This window comes from Kitasatospora purpeofusca (genome assembly GCF_036010405.1).
Classification (GTDB): domain Bacteria; phylum Actinomycetota; class Actinomycetes; order Streptomycetales; family Streptomycetaceae; genus Kitasatospora; species Kitasatospora purpeofusca.
The window spans coordinates 9,313,411-9,331,491 of sequence record NZ_CP108561.1 but is presented as its reverse complement, the minus strand read 5'-3'; the positions used below and the strand labels follow the sequence as shown (position 1 = coordinate 9,331,491).

At 73.9% G+C, this 18,081-nt stretch carries 14 protein-coding genes; 7 read left to right on the top strand and 7 right to left on the bottom strand.

The window, feature by feature from the left end:
• Window positions 1-125 precede the first annotated feature (125 nt).
• The 3 genes from OG715_RS40570 (at window position 126) to OG715_RS40560 (ending at window position 4,427) form a co-directional block, all read left to right on the top strand.
• Entirely contained in the window at window positions 126-593 is a 468-nt protein-coding gene (locus OG715_RS40570) for a hypothetical protein (protein ID WP_266272175.1), read from the top strand.
• Between the two features lie 161 nt (window positions 594-754).
• Complete coding sequence (locus tag OG715_RS40565) at window positions 755-2,149, top strand: uracil-xanthine permease family protein (protein ID WP_266272176.1); 1,395 nt, start codon at window positions 755-757, stop codon at window positions 2,147-2,149.
• Window positions 2,150-2,243: 94 nt separating this feature from the next.
• Window positions 2,244-4,427, top strand: coding sequence for a WD40 repeat domain-containing serine/threonine protein kinase (locus OG715_RS40560; RefSeq protein ID WP_327064187.1), 2,184 nt, complete (start codon window positions 2,244-2,246; stop codon window positions 4,425-4,427).
• Between the two features lie 178 nt (window positions 4,428-4,605).
• Here OG715_RS40560 and OG715_RS40555 read toward each other — a convergent pair whose 3' ends face one another.
• Entirely contained in the window at window positions 4,606-5,724 is a 1,119-nt protein-coding gene (locus OG715_RS40555; protein ID WP_266272177.1) for a fatty acid desaturase family protein, read from the bottom strand.
• A gap of 7 nt (window positions 5,725-5,731) precedes the next feature.
• Window positions 5,732-6,787, bottom strand: a complete 1,056-nt coding sequence (locus OG715_RS40550) for a ferredoxin reductase (RefSeq protein WP_266272178.1) — start codon at window positions 6,785-6,787, stop codon at window positions 5,732-5,734.
• A gap of 87 nt (window positions 6,788-6,874) precedes the next feature.
• Between OG715_RS40550 and OG715_RS40545 the strand changes: the two genes are divergently transcribed.
• The 4 genes from OG715_RS40545 to OG715_RS40530 all read left to right on the top strand — a co-directional run bounded on the left by OG715_RS40545 (window position 6,875) and on the right by OG715_RS40530 (window position 10,656).
• Window positions 6,875-8,014 carry a PucR family transcriptional regulator gene (locus tag OG715_RS40545; protein WP_266272179.1) on the top strand — a complete coding sequence of 380 codons (1,140 nt, stop codon included), beginning with the start codon at window positions 6,875-6,877 and terminating at the stop codon, window positions 8,012-8,014.
• Window positions 8,015-8,281: 267 nt separating this feature from the next.
• Window positions 8,282-9,013, top strand: a complete 732-nt coding sequence (locus tag OG715_RS40540; protein WP_266272180.1) for a heparin lyase I family protein — start codon at window positions 8,282-8,284, stop codon at window positions 9,011-9,013.
• Window positions 9,014-9,168: 155 nt separating this feature from the next.
• Window positions 9,169-9,804, top strand: coding sequence for a TMEM175 family protein (locus OG715_RS40535; RefSeq protein ID WP_266272181.1), 636 nt, complete (start codon window positions 9,169-9,171; stop codon window positions 9,802-9,804).
• Window positions 9,805-10,263: 459 nt separating this feature from the next.
• Window positions 10,264-10,656, top strand: a complete 393-nt coding sequence (locus tag OG715_RS40530; protein ID WP_323182189.1) for a transglycosylase family protein — start codon at window positions 10,264-10,266, stop codon at window positions 10,654-10,656.
• 130 nt (window positions 10,657-10,786) lie between these two features.
• Here the strand turns inward: OG715_RS40530 and OG715_RS40525 are convergent, their stop codons facing one another.
• From OG715_RS40525 to OG715_RS40505, 5 genes are all read right to left on the bottom strand, one after another.
• Complete coding sequence (locus tag OG715_RS40525) at window positions 10,787-12,319, bottom strand: NAD(P)/FAD-dependent oxidoreductase (RefSeq protein ID WP_266272182.1); 1,533 nt, start codon at window positions 12,317-12,319, stop codon at window positions 10,787-10,789.
• A 62-nt stretch (window positions 12,320-12,381) separates the two neighbouring features.
• The gene (locus OG715_RS40520) at window positions 12,382-13,698 is read right to left on the bottom strand and encodes an FAD-dependent oxidoreductase (protein WP_266272183.1); all 1,317 of its coding nucleotides are present in this window, start codon (window positions 13,696-13,698) and stop codon (window positions 12,382-12,384) included.
• Window positions 13,695-15,665, bottom strand: coding sequence for a prenyltransferase/squalene oxidase repeat-containing protein (locus OG715_RS40515; RefSeq protein WP_266272184.1), 1,971 nt, complete (start codon window positions 15,663-15,665; stop codon window positions 13,695-13,697). The genes OG715_RS40520 and OG715_RS40515 overlap by 4 nt, the downstream gene beginning before the upstream one ends.
• A 67-nt stretch (window positions 15,666-15,732) precedes the next feature.
• Window positions 15,733-16,866 carry a polyprenyl synthetase family protein gene (locus OG715_RS40510; protein ID WP_266272185.1) on the bottom strand — a complete coding sequence of 378 codons (1,134 nt, stop codon included), beginning with the start codon at window positions 16,864-16,866 and terminating at the stop codon, window positions 15,733-15,735.
• Between the two features lie 122 nt (window positions 16,867-16,988).
• Window positions 16,989-18,077, bottom strand: coding sequence for a prenyltransferase (locus OG715_RS40505; RefSeq protein WP_266272186.1), 1,089 nt, complete (start codon window positions 18,075-18,077; stop codon window positions 16,989-16,991).
• Window positions 18,078-18,081 lie beyond the last annotated feature (4 nt).

The window sequence follows — 18,081 nt, the reverse complement described above, 5'->3', positions numbered from 1 at the left end:
GGTTCGCCCCCCGGTCGGGGCGATCATGAGGGGTATCAGTCCGGCGTCGAAGAGGGCCTGCCGGACGAGGGCGAGCTGAGCGAGATCGCCGTCCGGGTCAGTGACAATCCCGGCGCGAGCTCGGCATGGACGCCGACGGCGTCCGCCCCGAGGACGGCGCCGCGGTGGAGTGCGGCCCGGCGGGCGTTGGCTGGTTCGTCGGTGCGCGCGGCCGGACCGTGCCACCGCTTCGGGCGGCCGATGCATCGCTCGACCGGATTCCGTTCCTTGTGGGCCGGGTGTCGAAGCCGGGCGGGCAGCCTGCGCGTGGAGCGCCGAAGCCGGTCGCGGACGGGAACCACCGGCTGGGGGCCACCGCGCGGATGTGGCGTTCCCGCAGGTGGAAGCAGATCGCGCGGGCCGGGTACGTACGGTCCGCGATCGCCGCGCCGGGCCTGGTGCGCGGTCGTCCGGCGCCCGCACGGGAGACGTGGATCGCTGTCATGGCGGTCGTATTGGGTACGTCGCCGGCCCGTCCGGCTGTCACGACGAACGCTGACGGCGACCCGGACGTCACCGGCCAGGTGGATCTTGGTAATCGGATCGCCGTATGAACGCCCGATGGCGTGGTCCGCAGGTTCGTCACGGCCGCCGTCACCCTTTCCGGGCACCAACGGCGTGTTCGCGGCTCCGGCCGATGCATGATCAGACCCTGGTTGATCGTACGTAGGGATCCGACGGTGCCGGCAGGCGTCGGCGACGGGCGAGGAGCGGTATGAAGGTCGGGTTCGGGTGGAAGCTGCACGGGGACGGACGCGCGCCGCGGCCCGGGGTGGTGGTGCGGCCGGACGAGCGCCTGTCCTGGGGGCGGACGGTCGGGCTCGGGGCGCAGCACGTGGTGGCCATGTTCGGGGCCACTTTCGTGGCTCCCGTGCTCATGGGGCTGGATCCGAACCTCGCGGTGATGCTGTCGGGTGTGGCGACGGTGTTCTTCCTGTTGGTGACGGGGGGTCGGATTCCGTCGTACCTGGGGTCGAGCCTGTCGTTCGTGGGGGTGGCGGCGGTCATCAAAACGCAGGGTGGGGACGCGGCGACGCTGACGGGGGCGTTGCTGGTGGTGGGTGCGGTGCTGGCGGCCTGCGGCGCGGTGGTGCAGGCGTTGGGCGGGAAGGTGATCCATGCGGTGCTGCCGCCGGTGGTCACGGGTGCGGTGGTGATGCTGATCGGGTTCAACCTGGCGCCGGTGGCGGCGGGGACGTACTGGCCGCAGGACCAGTGGACGGCGCTGCTGACGATGGCGTTCACGGGGTTGGCGCTGGTGGTGCTGCGGGGGTTCTGGTCGCGGATCGCGATCTTCCTGGGGCTGGTGTTCGGGTACGCGGTGTCGTGGCTGTTCGACCGGGTCTTCGGGCGGATCGACTCGGCGAACGGCGCTGGGCAGACGGTGGAGCACTGGCGGCTGGACCTGTCGGGGGTGGGGAAGGCGGAGTGGCTCGGGTTCCCGTCGCTGCACGCGCCGAGCTTCTCGCTGTCGGCGGTGCTGGTGGCGCTGCCGGTGGTGGTGGCGCTGATCGCGGAGAACGCCGGGCATGTGAAGGCCGTGGGAGAGATGACGGGGGAGCCGCTGGACGACCGGATGGGCACCGCGATCATGGCGGACGGCGCGGCGACGGTGCTGTCGACGGCGGTGGGCGGTCCGGCGACGACGACGTACGCGGAGAACATCGGCGTGATGGCGGCGACCCGGGTCTACTCGACGGCGGCGTACTGGTGCGCGGCCGGGTTCGCGATCCTGTTCGGGCTGTGCCCGAAGTTCGGTGCGGTGATCGCGGCGATCCCGGGCGGGGTGCTGGGCGGGATCACCGTCGTGCTGTACGGGATGATCGGCCTGCTGGGCGCGCAGATCTGGGTGCACAACCGGGTCGACCTCACCAACCCGCTCCACCTCGTCCCCGTCGCGGCCGGCGTCATCGTGGGCATCGGCAACGTGACGCTCAAGTTCACCGACAACTTCGAGCTGTCCGGGATCGCGCTCGGCACGATCATCGTGCTGACGGGGTACCACGCGCTGCGGGTGATGGCACCGGCCCACATGAAGCAGCCGACCGAAACGCCGCTCCTGGACGGGGGCACCACCGACTACGACGACAGCGACAGCAAGCGCGACTGACCGGATTCCGCAGAGAAGACCGTCCGACGAACGGGCGGCCCCCTCACCAGCGACCCGGTGAACGTTGTCGGCCGGAGCACTGTTCTGTTCGGTCGTGGCAGCAGAGAGCGGTGAGCTCGTCGGAGGCCGGTTCCGGTTGGTGGAAACCGTCGGCCGAGGTGGGATGGGTCGGGTGTGGCGGGGGCAGGACGAACTCCTGCGCCGCGACGTGGCCGTCAAGGAGATCCTGTTCGACTCGGAACCGGACGGGGCGCAGCGGAAGAGGCTGCTGCGGCGCGTGATGCGGGAAGCACGTGCGGCGGCCGCGCTGAACCGTCCCGAGGTCGTGACCGTCCACGACGTGATCGAGCACCGGGGCGCGCTGTTCATCGTCATGGAGTTCGTCGCCGGACGGTCCCTGGCCGCGGAGATCCGCGCCCACGGACGGCTCCCGGTGCCGCGGGTCGCCGAGATCGGCGTCGCCGTCCTGAACGCGCTGGTCGCCGCCCACCGGGTGGGCATCGTGCACCGCGACGTCAAACCCGACAACATCCTGCTGGCGGGCCGCCGGGTGGTCCTCACCGACTTCGGCATCGCCCGCGTCCTGAACGGCGGCACGGTGGAGACCTACAGCGGAGGGACGCCCGGCACTCCCGCCTACATGGCCCCGGAACAGCTCAGGGGCCGACCCGCCTCCCCCGCAAGCGACCTCTGGGCGCTCGGAGTGACGCTCTACACCGCGTTGGAAGGCGAGCGGCCCTTCAACGGGAGCACGTACGCCGTCCTCTGCGTGGCCGTCCTCACCGAGCCGCCCCGTCCCGCCCGCCATGCCGGCCCGTTGGCCGCCGTACTGGAGGGCCTTCTCACCAAGGTTCCCGCCCACCGGACCGCCGCCGGACCGGCGTTCGCTGCCTTGACGGCCTGCATCACGCCGGCGCCGATGCCGGTGCGGGACCCCTGGGAACCACACCCCGCACCGCCCCGCCCGCGGCGGAAGCCGTCCGGCGCCGGTAGCACCACGCCGGGCCCCGGCCCGACGCCGACGGTACTCGACGTACCGACGGCCCCGGACGCCCCGGGCGTCCCGGACGTCCCGGACGCCCCGGACGCCCCGGACGCCCCGGACGCCCCGGTGGAGCAGACCGTACGGGCCGAACCGGAGGTGTCGGCTCCCGTCCCCGAGCCGGCGGCACCTGGGACGCAGGTCCGCCCCGTGGTCGAGCGCCCGAGGAGCGCACTGCGCACGGTGGTGGGGCAGGGTCCGTTCGCGGCGCCCCGGGTGGTCGACGGGCGGATCGTGCTGGCGGCCAGCAATCAGCGGAAGGGGGAACCGGAGGCGCCCGGCCCTTCGGCGGTGCAGCCGCCCTGGAACCGCAGGCTCGGCATCCGGATCGCGGCCCCGGCCGACAGGGACGACCCTGCGCAGGTGCGGTCGTCCAGGCTGCTCGGGGGACACACCGCGTCCGTACGGGCAGTGGCCTTCAGCCCGGACGGAGGGACGGTCGCCAGCGCGGGCGAGGACGGAACCGTTCGGCTGTGGGAAGTCGCGACCTGCCGGGGCATCGGGACCGTCGGCTTCGGCGCCGATGTGGTCACCTCGGTGGCGTTCAGCCCCGACGGGCGGATGCTCGCGGTGGTGAGCAGGCACCACGGAACGACGCTGCGGAAGGTGCCCGGCGGGGAGCGGATCGGCTTCATCGACCGCCTCGGTGATGCCGTGGCAGCGTTCAGCCCCGACGGGCGGATGCTCGCCGTCGGGGACGGCGAGGGCGACGTCGGCCTGTGGGAGGTGCCCACGCTCCGCCGGTGCGCCTCGTGCAGCACCCGCTTCCCCCGGATCGAGGACGTGGCCTTCAGCCCCGACGGGAAGACCCTCGCCATCGCGAGCAGGGGCCGGACCGTGCGGCTGTGGGACGTTGCCCCTGGCGGCGCCACCGCGATCCTCCGGCACCCTCAGGAAGTCACCTCGTTGGCGTTCAACCCGGACGGACGGACCCTGGCGACGGGCAGCACCGACAGGGCGGTCCGGTTGTGGGACACCGCCACCGGCCGTGCCGTCGCGACCCTCGACGGCCACCGGGGAGCCGTCAGGGGCGTGGTGTTCGGCCCTGACGGACAGACGGTCGCCAGCGGCGCCGAGGACGGGACGGTCCGGCTGTGGAGGGCTGCCACCGGCCGCACGACGGCGGTCCTCCTGGGTCACACCGACGGAATCGAGGCGGTGGATTTCGGCCCGGACGGCCGCACCGTGGTGACCGCGAGCCACGACCGGACTGTCCGGTTGTGGGCCGTCCCCTGACCGGAGCCGGTCCGCCCCGGCCGGACTACCCGTGTCACCCGGACGGGCCAGGCCCGCCCCGTGCCGGTCCGCGATCGCCGCACGCTCGGACGCCTTCCCCCGCCGGGCCGTGCACCGGTCCCACACATCCTCACGGCGCGCCCGCTCCGCGCTGCCGACGGCCGGCCGGCCACGCGCGTCAGGCGGCGGCGAGTTCCCGCTCGCGGTCCGGCGTCCCGGCCGCGGGCCGCCGGTTCGGCAGTGAGAGCCGGACGACCTTGCGCCACGCGGAGAACACCTGCTTGGGCAGCGGTCCGGTGACGTACTCCAGCTCGTACTTCTCGAACAGCGCGCGCACCTTCACCGCGACCTCGGCGTACCGGTTGCTCGGCAGGTCCGGGAAGAGGTGGTGCTCGATCTGGTGCGACAGGTTGCCGGTCATGAAGTGCATGGCCCTGCTGCCGCTGATGTTCGCCGATCCCATCATCTGGCGCAGGTACCACTGGCCGCGCGTCTCCCCCTCGATCGACCGTCGCTGGAAGACCTGGACGCCCTCGGGGAAGTGCCCGCACATGATCACCGAGTGGGTCCAGAGGTTGCGGACCAGGTTGGCGGTGAAGGTGGCGGCGAGCGTGGTGAGGAAGGACGGGCCCGACAGCAGCGGGTGGATCACGTAGTCCTTGAGCATCTGCCTGCGGATCTTGCGGCCCACCGCCCTGACCCGTGCGCGGAACTCCGGGTCCTTGCGGCGGCGCTTGCGGAGGTTCTTGCCGAGCTCCAGGTCGTAGGCCGCGATGCCGTACTCGAAGAAGCAGGCGTTGACGAGGTTCCACAGCGGCTGGCCGAGATGGAACGGGTACCACTTCTGGTCCTCGTCGACGCGCATGATGCCGTAGCCGAGGTCGTTGTCCTTGCCGATCACGTTGGTGTACGTGTGGTGCAGCTCGTTGTGGGAGTGCTTCCACTGGTCGGAGGGCGAGACGTGGTCCCACTCCCAGGTGGTGGAGTGGATCTTCGGGTCACGCATCCAGTCCCACTGGCCGTGCAGGACGTTGTGGCCGATCTCCATGTTCTCCATGATCTTCGCGACCGACAGACCGGCGGTGCCGATCAGCCACGCGGGCGGGAAGATCGAGAACAGCAGCACGGCCCTGCTGGCCACTTCGAGCTTGCGCTGCGCGGAGACGACCTTGCGGATGTAGGCGGCGTCCTTCTCGCCGCGGCCGGCGATCACCTCGTCGCGGATCGCGTCCAGCTCGCGGCCCAGCTCCTCGATCTGCTCCGCCGTCAGGCGGGTGGCGGGGTCGATGGCAGTCATGGTGCTCCTACCGTTCGATGTCGCAGGGGCCCGCAGCGGCGGACACGCAGGTCTGGACGAGGACGCCCGGCTCGGCCTCGGTGATCGCACCGGTGCGCAGGTCGCGGACGGCGCCCGCCTTGAGCGGCGTGACGCAACCGAAGCAGATGCCCATCCGGCAGCCGGAGGGCATGAGCACCCCGGCCTCCTCACCGATCTCCAGCAGCGGCGTGGCGCCGTCCGCCTCGACGGTCCTGCCGGTGGCGCTGAAGGTGACCGTCCCGCCGTCACCGGTGGCGAGCACCGCGGGCCGGAAGCGTTCGGTGCGCAGGAGCCCGAGGACGCCGTGCCCGGTCCAGTGCTCCTCCACGGCGTCGAGCAGGCCCGAGGGCCCGCACGCCCAGGTCTCGCGCTCGGCCCAGTCGGGCACCAGCTCGTCGAGGCGGACGAGGTCGAGCCGGCCGTCCGTGCCGGTGTGCACTTCGGTGAGGCGCAGGTTCTTGGCCGCGGCCAGCTCGCGCAGCTCGTCGCGGAAGATCACGTCCTGCGGCCGGGGCGCGCAGTGGATCATGGCGACGTCGTCGAACCCGGCGTCCCGCAGCATGCCCATCACGGGCGTGATGCCGCTGCCGGCCGTCAGGAAGAGCACCTTGGCGGGCCTGGCCGGCGGCAGTACGAAGTCACCGGCGGGCTGGTCGAGCCGGATCAGGGTGCCCGGTGCCACCCGGTGGACCAGGTGGTTGCTGACCTTGCCGCCCGGCACCGCCTTCACGGTGATCGTGATGCGGCCGTCCTTGCGGTCCGTCGGCGAGGTGATGGAGTAGGACCGCCACAGACGGACTCCGTCGACGTCGACCCCGACGCGCACGTACTGGCCGGCCCGGTGGCCGCGCCAGCCGCGACCGGGCCTGATCACCACGGTCGCGGCATCCTCCGTCTCGGGGTGCACGGCCTCGATCCGCCCGCGCAGGTCGGCGCCCGCGCGCAGCGGACCGACCAGGTCGAGGTAGTCCGACGGCAGCAACGGCGTCGTGACCAGCTCCAGTAGTTTCCACGCCCGGCTGCGGAGGGCTGTACTCGTCATGGGCCCAGCTTGCTGCGCATACGGGCGTAAAGTCCTGACCGTAGAACGTGAATCCGGTCCACCGATTTGTTCGCAGGGAACAAGAGCATGAGCAACGCAGTCCGAAGGGCCGGCGAGCCGGCCCTGGACGGGACGACGGTCGCCGCCCTCAGGGCCGCCTTGACGGCCACCGCCGAGGAGGTCGTCCGGGCGATCATCGACGAAGTCCCCTCCTATGCCAACGCCCTCTCCGGCCGCATGGGCACCACCATCCGCCGAGCCGTCCGCACCGCCCTGGGGCACTACCTGGACCTGGCGAGCGGAAACCCCACGGGAGGCGACGCAAGCGACGCGGCCTACGAACTGGGCCGCGGCGAGGTGCGCGACGGCCGTTCGATGGACGCCCTGCTGAGCGCGTACCGCGTCGGTGCCCGGGTGGCCTGGCGGTGCCTGGCGGCGGGTGCCGTACCCGCGGGCCTGCCCGCCGCCGAGGTCGCCAAGTTCGCCGAGCTGACCTTCGCCTACATCGACGAACTCTCCGCCGCGAGCGCCGCGGGGCACGCCGACGAGCTGGCCGCCCGGGGCCGGGCCCAGGAGCGCCACCTGGAGCAGCTCGCCCGCGACCTCCTCGCCGACGCGAGCCAGGACGTCCTGCTGGCCTCCGCCCAGCGGGCCCGCTGGCAGCCTCCGACCTCGCTGACCGCGGTGCTGCTCCCCGCCGCCCAGACCCGGCCCGCCTACCGCACGCTCGCCCCGGGCACCCTCGTCCTCGACGACCTGCCGGACGCCACCGGAGTGCTCCTCGTCCCCGACGCCGACCGGTCACGTCTCCTGCGGCAGCTCACCGACCGCGTCGCCGTGGTCGGCCCGGCCCGGCCGTGGACCCGCGCCTCCGCCTCCTACGCACGGGCCGTGCGCGCGCGCTCCCTGTCCCCCGACATCCGCGACACCGAGGAGCATCTGCCGGAACTGGTGCTGAGCGCGGACGCGGACGCGTTCGCCGATCTGCGCACGCGAGCCCTCGCACCCCTGCGACCGTTGCCCGTCGCGACCGCACGGCGGCTGGAGGAGACGCTGCGGGCGTGGCTGCTGCACCAGGGCAGGCGCGAGGAAGTGGCGGCAGCCCTGTTCGTCCACCCGCAGACCGTCCGCTACCGGATGACGAAGCTGCGGGAGCTCTTCCCGGACCTCGCCTCGCCGGACCGGGTCCTCGAACTGACGCTGGCCGTGGGCATTCCGGCCGGCTGACACGGTGGCCGGCCGCCTCCCCGCGTCTGCGGGAGACCTGGCCGGCCCTCCCCCGTTCCCGTGCCGTTCCCCGGCCCGACCTCCCCCGGTCGCCCGCCCCGGCCGACCGCCGGGGCGGGCCGACCGGCGGCGTTGCCCGAAAGGGCCACGGCCGGTCGGCCCGGCTGGTCCAACGGGTCGTCAGGTGGTCGAATCTCCTCGCACGTACGTCCGGGCCGACCGCCCGGTCGGCATCCGATTCCGACAACTCGTCCGCCCAGGAGAGACATGCCTTCTTCGGCACACCGCCATCGAACCACCGCCGGTGTCGTGGCGCTCAGCGCGTTCGCGATCACCTGCGGCACCGCCGTCGCCGGTAGCTCCGCCACGGCGGCGGACACCGTCCTGTGGACCCCCAGCACCAGCAAGGGCCCCTCCTCCTTCGCCGGCGTCCAGTGCGCGGAGGGGAAGTTCGGCGTGGTGAAGGACCCGGCCAAGGGCAGCGTGTGGCGGGCCTTCCAGGCCGCCGGCGAGGAGCGCTGCGAGACCCTCGGCCCGAACCTCAAGGAGGGCAGCACCTTCTACCTCGGCTGGTCCTCCAAGCTGAACATCAAGGACTCCAACAGCCGCTACGTCTTCCAGCTCAAGTGCTCGCCGAGCACCGACACGGCGAACCACCCGATCGAGATCGACGCGACGACCGGGCGCATCCGCCTCCAGGAGTGGGACACCAAGCACGTCGCCCACACCCTCTGGACCGCGCCGACCAGCAACAACCAGTGGCACTCCTACGCCCTGAAGATCCGGCTCGGCCGCACCAACGGCACCATCGACTTCTGGTTCGACGGTGTGAAGCAGACCTTCACCACGGGCTCCGGCACCTTCAAGGGCACCACCTGGGACGGTGACCGCAACTACCTCAAGTGGGGCTCGTACCACCCGTCCCCGGGGAACGCGACCAACACCTTCACCAGCCCGATCATGGCGACCACCCTCCAGGCGGCCACCGCCGGCTCCTGACCCTGCGCACGGCGCGGGACGCACGGCGTACGGCGCACGGCGTACGGCGCACGGCGCACGGCCGGGGACGGGACACGCGGCCGGGGGCGGGACACGGCCCGGCACACCGTCGGACCTGCGCCGCTCCCGGCCTTCCCCTCCCTAAGGTCGGCAGGATGACGACCCCGACAGCCCCGGAGCCCCTGCTCGGCCGGCCGGAACGGCTGGTCGCGCTGGCCGACGGCGTCTACGCCATCGCGATCACCCTGCTCGCCATCGACATCAAGCTCCCGGACGGCCTGGACTCCGCCGAGTTCCACCGCCAGCTGCACGACCTCCTCCCCCAGGTCGGCGCGTACGCCCTGAGCTTCCTCGTCCTCGCGGCCTTCTGGCGTGACCACCACCGCCTGTTCCTCGGCGTCCGGCAGGTGGACGGCCTGGTGATCCGGCTGACGCTGTTCGGCCTCGGGATCGCGGCGCTGCTCCCCTTCCCCACCTCCCTCATCGCCGAGTACGCCAGCGAGCCCTCGGCCGTGGCCATCTACTCGGCGGCCGTCGCGGCCCTCGGCAGCACCCAGTTCGCGCTGCTGTTCGTGGTGTGGAAGCGCCCCTGGCTCCGGGCGGCGCCGCTGCCCGACCGGGAGGCCCACGCCTATCTGGCGGACCTCGGGGCGACGGTGGTCGTCTTCGCCGCCACGGCGCCGCTGAGCTTCCTCCTCGGGTCCCGGGTCGTCTGGGGCTGGCTGGTCCTGCTGCCGGTGAAGGTCGTCATCGGGCGCTGGAGCACGCGGGTCAGCCGTTCGGACGTCTGACCACGCCCGCGCCGGGGGTTTTCGCGCACGGTGGGTGACGGCACGGGGCACGGCGGGTGAGGGCTGTGGCCCGGGCCACCCGACGCCACCGCCGCACCCCGCCCGGCACCCCGATTCCCGCACCCGGCGCGACGGGACCGCCACCGCGCGTCGACCGTGTGCCCGGCCTCACAGGCCCCCCGGAGTGGCCCGGACCACTTCCGGCCCGTATTCGATCTTGAAAATGCGGACATATGCCTTCAAAACAGGCCAATATCAAGATCCATACCCCCGGTAACCCCCCACTGACCTCGCTAAACCTACGAATCCTTGAAACCCCACCCCCACCCCCGTAACTTCGAATGCATCGCACCGAACGAGCACACCGCTCACCGGCAACACCCCGTGCGAACCCCGCGAAACCACAAGCCCCCAGGGCCTGGTTCCGCACGCCCCCACCCCCTTCCGAAAAGGAAACCCATGACCTTCCGTAACGAGACCGCCACCGCCACCACCGCCACCACCAAGCGCCGCAACCGCGTCCGGATGGCACTCATGGCCGGGGCCCTCACCGCCCTGCCGGTGGCCGGCCTCGTCACGGCCAACGCCGCCTCCGCCGCCCCCGCCGGCGTCTGGGACAAGGTCGCCGCCTGCGAGGCCACCGGCAACTGGGCCGTCAACTCCGGCAACGGCTTCTACGGCGGCCTCCAGTTCACCAGCTCCACCTGGGCCGCCTTCGGCGGAACCGCCTACGCCCCCCAGGCCCACCAGGCCACCAAGGCCCAGCAGATCACCATCGGCGAGAAGGTCCTCGCCGCCCAGGGCCCCGGCGCCTGGCCCGTCTGCTCCGTCAAGGCCGGCCTCACCAAGTAACACCCCACCCCCGCACCATGCGGGGCGCACCACAACAACGCCGCTGCACCCGACCACCCCCACCACAGGGACGGCCAGGTGACCAGCGGCGTCGTGCGTCCCCCGACCGGCACACCACGCCGGAACCACCTCACACCACCCGACCGCCCGACCGGTCGTACAGACCACGCGCACCCTCACCCAGCAGAGCCAGCTCGCCCTCCGTGAGGGGCGGTTCACGGCCGGGAAGCACCTCGGCGGACGGGCCGCGCAGCAACGCGCGCACCGCGGCGGGGCGGGCCAGGTCCGCAGGCCGTCCCTCCAGCGTGCCCAGCCGGACCAGCGTGCCGAGCACGGCGTCGGCGTCTCCCCCGGTGCCGTCCGCGCGCACCGCCACGGCCTGGAGCCGCGCGCCCAGCCGGGCCCGCGTCCGGTCGCCCCGGGTCGGCCGGGCCCCGGCGACATCGGGGTACAGCACGTCCTGGCCGGTGGCCAGGCTCCAGGCGGCCCGCGTGGCCCGGTGGACGGCCCGCTGGACGCCCGCGGTGACGCGTCCGCCGTCCGCGCCCCGGCGCTCCAGGGCCCGGGCGAGCGCCAGAACGCCGGCCGCCGCGACGGACAGGCCGTGCCCGTAGGCGGGGTTGGTGTGCGCGACGGCGTCCCCCACCACCGCGAAGCCCGCCGGCCACCGCCGGAGCCGGTCGTAGCGACGGCGGCGGTCGGCGGTGTTGCCGTAGCGGCGCACCTGGTCGAGCGGTTCGCAGAGCGGCAGCAGGTCCGCGATCAGCGGATGCGGCAGGGCGCGCGCGAAGGCGTGGAACCCGGCCTCGTCGCGCGGCGCCTCCGCACCACGGGTGGCGGAGAGGGTGACCAGCCAGCGGCCGTCCTCGATCGGGAAGACCACGCCCGCCCGCCCGGGACCGGCACCCGGTCCCGACTGGATCGACACCGAGGGGAAGCCGGCCGCCGCCTCGGGCGCGCGGACCAGCAGGGTCGCGTAGACGAGCCCGCAGTCGACGCGCTCCTGCACCACCTCGGGCAGGCCGAGCCCCGCCAGCCAGTCGGGTGCCCGCGAGCCCCGCCCGGTGGCGTCCACCACCAGGTCCGCGGCGAGTTCACGGCCGTCCGGCCACGCCCCGCCCCGTACCCGTACGCCGGTCACCCGGCGGGCGTCGCCGACCAGCCCCTCGCCGTGGACTCCCTGGAGGAGCTCGACCGCGGGATCGGCGAGCACCCGGGCGCGGACGATCCAGTCCAGGAGGTCCCGACCGAGGCACCAACCGTGGGAGGCCTCGCCGGTCCGGGGCAGCCAGCCGTGCGGGGTGAGCGTCACCAGGTCACCGGGCAGGGCGAGGCGGCGGGCCCCGGCGGCGGTGAGGGAGTCGGTGAACCCGGGCAGCAGCGCCTCCAGACTCGCCGCCCCCGCAGCCATCAGCAGGTGTCCGTGCCGGGCCTGGGGCAGACCGGCCCGCGCGACCGGACCGGCGGGCAGCCGGTCCCGGTCGACCACGACGACCTTCTCCGCGTGGCGGGCGAGCACCGAAGCGGTGAGCATGCCCGCGAAGCCACCGCCCAGGACGACGGCACGGCGCACCGCGGGACGGCGCGGCCGGTCCGTGGCTCGCTCCGCCCGTTCGTCCGCCGCGCCTTCGACCGCGCCCTCGGCCCCGCGTGATCGGTCCATCCCTCTGTCCCGTCCTTCCTGGTCGGTCTTCGCCCCTGTCCTCGCTCCGGTCCTCACCCCGGTCACGCCCAGTCCGGCACGCGCCGGGCACGCGGGTCCGGCAGGCCCAACTGGTGCAGCCGGTCCAGCGCCGTGAACGGGCGGATCCCGAGCCCCGCCATGTTGTAGGTGGCCTGGTAGCGGAGCCGCGGGTTGCCGTCCATCCGGCGCAGGACCCGGCGCCCGAGCGCCTGGCCGGGCCTGGAGAGCTGGGTGATCATGCGGGTCGCGTCGTGGCTCATCCGGTCCATGTGCCGCACCCAGTCCACGCGCTGCGCCGCGTACGCCTCCAGCGCCCGGTCGACCGTGGCGGTGGCCGTGGACGCACGGGCGGCGAAGCCCCGGCCGGTCAGGCACGCCGCCAGGGCCTCGGCGTCGGCGATGGCGGTGTTCATGCCCTGGGCCGCCATCGGGTGCACGCAGTGCGCCGCCTCGCCGACCAGGGCGAGTCCGGGGACGGCCAGCACGTCGGCGGTGAACCGCCACAGGTTGAGCAGCTGCCGGCTGCCGAAGCTGGCGCGCAGCCGCTCCTCCAGCGGCCGCAGCGCGGGCGTGCCCGCCAGCAGCTCGCGGCACCAGTCCTCCAGCCGCGCCTGCCGTTCCGGGCCGGTGCCGCGCAGCGCGTCGGGGCGCACCTGGGCGTAGAGCCGCATCCGGGCGCCGGGCAGCGGGTAGGCGAGCCGCAGCCCCTCGCCGGTGAGATAGGTCGTCACCTCGGGTGCCGCCGCCGGGACGCCGTCGATGTCGAAGGACAGCAGCCGGTGCCCGTACTCGGCGGAGGTCGTCCCGATGCCCGCGTCGCGCCGCAGCTTCGAGGAGCGTCCGTCGGCGGCGACCACCAGCGGTGCGGTCAGCTCCCACTCGCGGCCCTGCCGGACGACCCGCACCCCAGACACCCGGCCGCCGCCGTCGCGGACCAGCCCTTCGACCAGGGCGCCCGACCAGCACTCCACCTGTTCGCCCAGGGATTCCCGCAGGGCAGCGAGGATCTCCGGGTAGTCGAGGGAGAACAGCCGGCGGTCCTCGCCGGGCATCGTCCGGTAGTCGAAGAGCATCAGACGGCGGCCGTCCGCGTCGCGGATCATCAGCTGCCCGAGCGGGACGGCGCCGCGCCGCAGCAGCAGCGGCATGACGCCCCACTCGCGCAGGATCCGGACCGAACTGGGTTGCAGCACCTCGCCCTTGGCGATCGGCACAGGCACCCGCTGCTTCTCCAGCAGGAGCACCCGCAGCCCGGCGAGGTCGAGGGCGCGGGCGGTGGCCAGCCCGGCCACTCCGGCGCCGCAGACGATCGCGTCCCAGGGGCCCCGGTCCGGGCCCCCGTCCACCGCGCCGCTCATCGGACCTCCCCCGTCCCGGCACCGGCCACCGGTGCCGACGCCTCGGACGCCTCGGACGCCTCGGACGCCTCGGACGCGTCGGACGGGTCGGACGGGTCCGCCGGTGCCGCCGGTGCCGAGACCGCAGAGAGTGCCGACAGCGCCAGGCCCTGGGCCATCAGGAAGTCGCTGTAGTGCACGTGGTCGCGGATGTACACACACGTCCGGCCCGGCTCCCAGCTCCCGTCCGGCCGCTGGTGCTCCAGCAGCCAGTCGGCGCCGCGCGCCGCCCCCGCACCGTCCCCGCAGGCCGCGAGGGCCAGGACGGCGCGGGCGGTCTCGTCCACCGTGCCGGGTTCTCCCCGGTCGCCGGTGGACCAGGAGCCGTCCGGGAGCTGCGCGGCCCGCAGGCGGTCGAGGGCACGCCGCGCGACCGGGCTCCGCGAGCGGCCGAGCGCGGCCAGCAGCCGCAGCACGGCGACGGTGGCCGGGACGACGCCCCGGTGCCACAGCGCCCGGAAGCCGCCGTCCCGGTCCTGCCGGCGCAGCAGCCACCGCAGGCCGCGCACCAAGCGAGGGTCGCTCGCGGGTACGCCCGCCTCGTGCAGCACGAGCAGCGCCTTCGCCGTGATGTACGGGCAAGGGCCGTCCAACGGGACGAGGGTGTTGCGGACGAAGGTGCTCCACGAGCCGCGCCGGTCCTGCCGGGCGAGCAGCCAGTCCAGGCCGCGGCGCAGCGCGGGGGCGTCGCGGTCGCCCTGCAGCAGCACCTCCAGCACGGCGAGGGAGTCGAGGACGTTCGGCCAGCCCTTGGGCCCGGACCAGGTCCAGCCCCCGGGCGGGCAGTCGTAGAGCGGGAACGGCGCGGTCTGCTGGCAGTCGGCCAGCCAGGTCCTGGTGCGGACCAGCCGGGGGTCGTCCGCGAAGCCGGCCGTGCCCAGGGCGGCGGCCGCGAAGGCCGGGCCGGTGACCTCGACCCGGGCGGTCTCCATCCCGTGGATCATGCACCAGGAGCCGTCCGGCTGGACGGTGGCCCGCAGGTAGTCGAGACCCGCCGCGACAAGACGCGCACCGTCCGGTTCCGCGACGGAACCCGACGACGCGCCGGAACCAGACGACGCGCCGGAACCCGATGACGTTCCGGAACCCGGCGACGCGACGGAGCCGGTGCTCGCCAGGGCCGTGACGACCAGGCCGGTCAGCCAGGGGTCGCCCCCGTACGAACCGACGTCCCCCTCCTGGTACTGCACCGCGCCCAGCAGCCGAACGGCCGCCGGCCGCGCGACCGCGAGCGCGCCGCGGGCGAGCGGGCCCGGGGCCCCGAAGCGGGACTGCAGCAGGGCGAGCGCGACGAACGGCGGCGACAGGTAGGACAGCACCTTGCGGCGCAGCGCGGCCGGCAGGAGCACGAGCTCGACCGGGACGCGCGACACCCCGCCGGCGGTGCCGAGGCCCGCCAGGGCCAGGACCAGCGAGCACAGCTGCCGGACCGTGCGGTCCGCAATGGCCTCGACGCCCCCCGCGGCGCCGAGCCAGGCCAGCGCACCGGAAACCGCCTCGCGGGCCGCACCGTCGCCGGGGTCCGGCCGGGGCACCAGTGTCAGGGCGGCGGCGGCCATGCAGGTGGCCACGGCGTCCGAGGGGAAGCCCTCCAGGGTGCCCCAGCCGCCGTCGGGGTTGCGCGCCCGCAGCAGCCAGGTGCAGCCGCCCTCCGCCAGGGCGCGGTCGGCCCCGGTGCCCGCCAGGTGCAGGGCCAGGGCCGCGCCCGCGGTGCCGGAGACGGCGGCGGGGCGGGGATTGGTCCACGCGCCCGTGGGCAGCTGGGTGGCGAGCAGCAGGCCGGTGCTCGCCACCACTGCGCCTTCGAGCCGGGTCTGCCGATCGATCCGGGGCTGCCGGTCGATCCGGGGCTGCCGGTCGATCCGGGCCGGCCGGTCGAGGCCGTCGTGCGGGTGCTGATGCGGTTGCTGGTTCAGTGGGAGGGACATCGGCGCTCCACGGGACGACGACGGGGCCGGGCTCTGACTGTGGATCCGACTGTGACGGGACGACACGTCACATCACGCGGGAGACGAAGGAGTCGGCGAGCGCGGTGTACTGCGCGCGGACCCCGGCGGGCATCGGCACCAGGTCGAGACTGGCCTGCGCCCTGGCCAGGGCCTGTTCGGCCTCGCGTTCGCAGGCCCGCCGGCCCCCGCCCTCCTCGATCAGCTCGGCGGCCTCCAGCAGCACCTTCTCCGACTCCTCCTCGCCCGCCTGGGAGCGGCCGTCGGCGAGCAGCTCCGCCAGGCGCCGCGCGACGGTCCCGGAGGCTGCGGAGGCGGCGACCACGGGCAGGCTCTTCTTGCGCTCGCGCAGGTCGCCGCGCACGGGCTTCCCGGTGACGGCCGGGTCGCCCCAGATGCCCAGGATGTCGTCGACGCACTGGAACGCCAGGCCCAGCTGTCCCGCCGCCTCGGCCAGCGCGTGGACCCGCGGCCGGTCCGCGCCGCCGAGGACGGCGCCCATCGCGCTGGCGCCGGCCAGCAGGGCGCCGGTCTTGGCCATCGCCATGGCCTGGTACTCGGCCACGGTCACCGTGCCGGGGCCCGACCAGGGGCGCTCGCTGAACCGGATGTCGCACGCCTGGCCCTCCACCAGCTCGCGCAGCGCCACCGCGAGATGACCTGCCGCGGCCGGACCGTGCGGTCCTCCCTTGGCCAGCAGCAGGTCGAAGGCGAGGACCTGCAGCGCGTCCCCGGCCAGGATCGCTCCGCTGACGCCGAACTCCTTCCAGACCGTCGGGCGCCGTCGGCGTTCCTCGTCGCCGTCCATGATGTCGTCGTGGATCAGGCTGAAGTTGTGGATCAGCTCCGCCGCGGCCGCACCGGGCAGCGCGGCCTCCACCGGCGCCCCGACGGCCTCGGCGGCCAGCAGCGCGAGGGCGGGGCGGACGGCCTTGCCGGAGTCGAGCTCCACCGGCGAGCCGTCGGCGGCGCACCAGCCGAGGTGGTAGGAGCTCATCATGGCGGTCCAGGGCTCCAGCAGGGCGACCGCCTCGCGCAGCAGCGGTTCGGTGAGCTCCCTGGCCCGTCGTGTCGTTCCGGCGGCCAAGGAGTGCGGGGACTGCGCGTGCGGGGACGGTGTGTGCTGGGACGGTGTGTGCTGGGACGGCGCGTGCGGGGGCAGCGTGTGCGCGATCGTCGTCATGGCGGATCCTTCCTGTAGCGGTGGTCGGCTTGGGCGAAAGCTCGGGGGCCGGTCGGTCGTCCGACCCCGGCGGTGCGGCGGTTCGGAACCGGGCGACGTTCGAATGCGGTCGCGGTGCGGAGTCAGGCGGGGCGCCGGAGGACGTTGCTGCGCACCGCCCCGGTCAGCCACACCAGGAACGCCGCGAGCGTCACGCCGTAGACGGCCAGCCAGCCGCCGGGCACCCCGCGATCGGTGTTCAGGGCGCTGCCGAGCAGGCTGAGCGTGATCGCGCAGGCGGTGACCGGCATGTGCATCGAGGCCAGGAAGGTCACCGCGTTCGCCTTCTCCGGCATCCGCAGGGCCCCGGTGAGCAGCCGGCGGGAGACCCAGGCCGCGACCGGGGCCGTGGCGAGCACCGCGATCGCCCCGGCCGGGGGGACGACCCCGGTCCCGGCGAGCACCAGCATCCCGGCGCCCACCGCGACCTGGCCGGCGAGGTAGAGGCGGACGAGGCCCGGGCCGTCGAGGGCGACCGCGAGTGTGTGCTTGCCGGTCCGCCGGTCGCCCTCGATGTCGGCGAGGTTCATCACGGACATCCGGAGGAACTGCAGGGCGCAGACCACACCGGCGTAGACGACGTCCGCCCCGGTCACCGAGCCGGACTGGAGGGCGCAGGCGAGCAGCGGCCCGAGCCCGTACAGCACCAGCGCGCAGGCCACCTCGCCCAGCGCGTGGTAGTTCAGCCGCAGCGGCGGGGCCGTGTAGAACCAGGAGAGCGCGGCGATCGCGGCCGCCATCACCCGGGTGCCCGTCGTCGGCATGACGGCGATCAGGCCGAGCGAGACGAAGAGCAGCACGAACGCGGCGGAGAGGCTGACCATCGGGCGCAGCAGGCCGCTCACCAGCACCCGGCTGCCGCCCGTCCAGCCCGTCGGCGCGGCGTTGGCCCGGTCGGCGTCGAGGTCGAAGTACTCGTTGCAGTAGTGCGTCATCAGGTGGGTGCACCAGGCGAAGGCCAGGGTGAGGACGAACCAGCCGGGCCGGAAGGCGTGGCCGTCGTGCACCGACATGCTGACCCCGAGGCCGACCACCATCATGCTCTGGACGAGGAACTTGGGCCTGCCCAGCCTGACGAAGGCGCGCACGCGCTCGGCGCGCGGCAGTGCGGGCGCGGCCGCCGGAACGGGGGCGGGTACGGGGGCGGAAGCGGCGAATCCTGTGCTGTTCATGCGT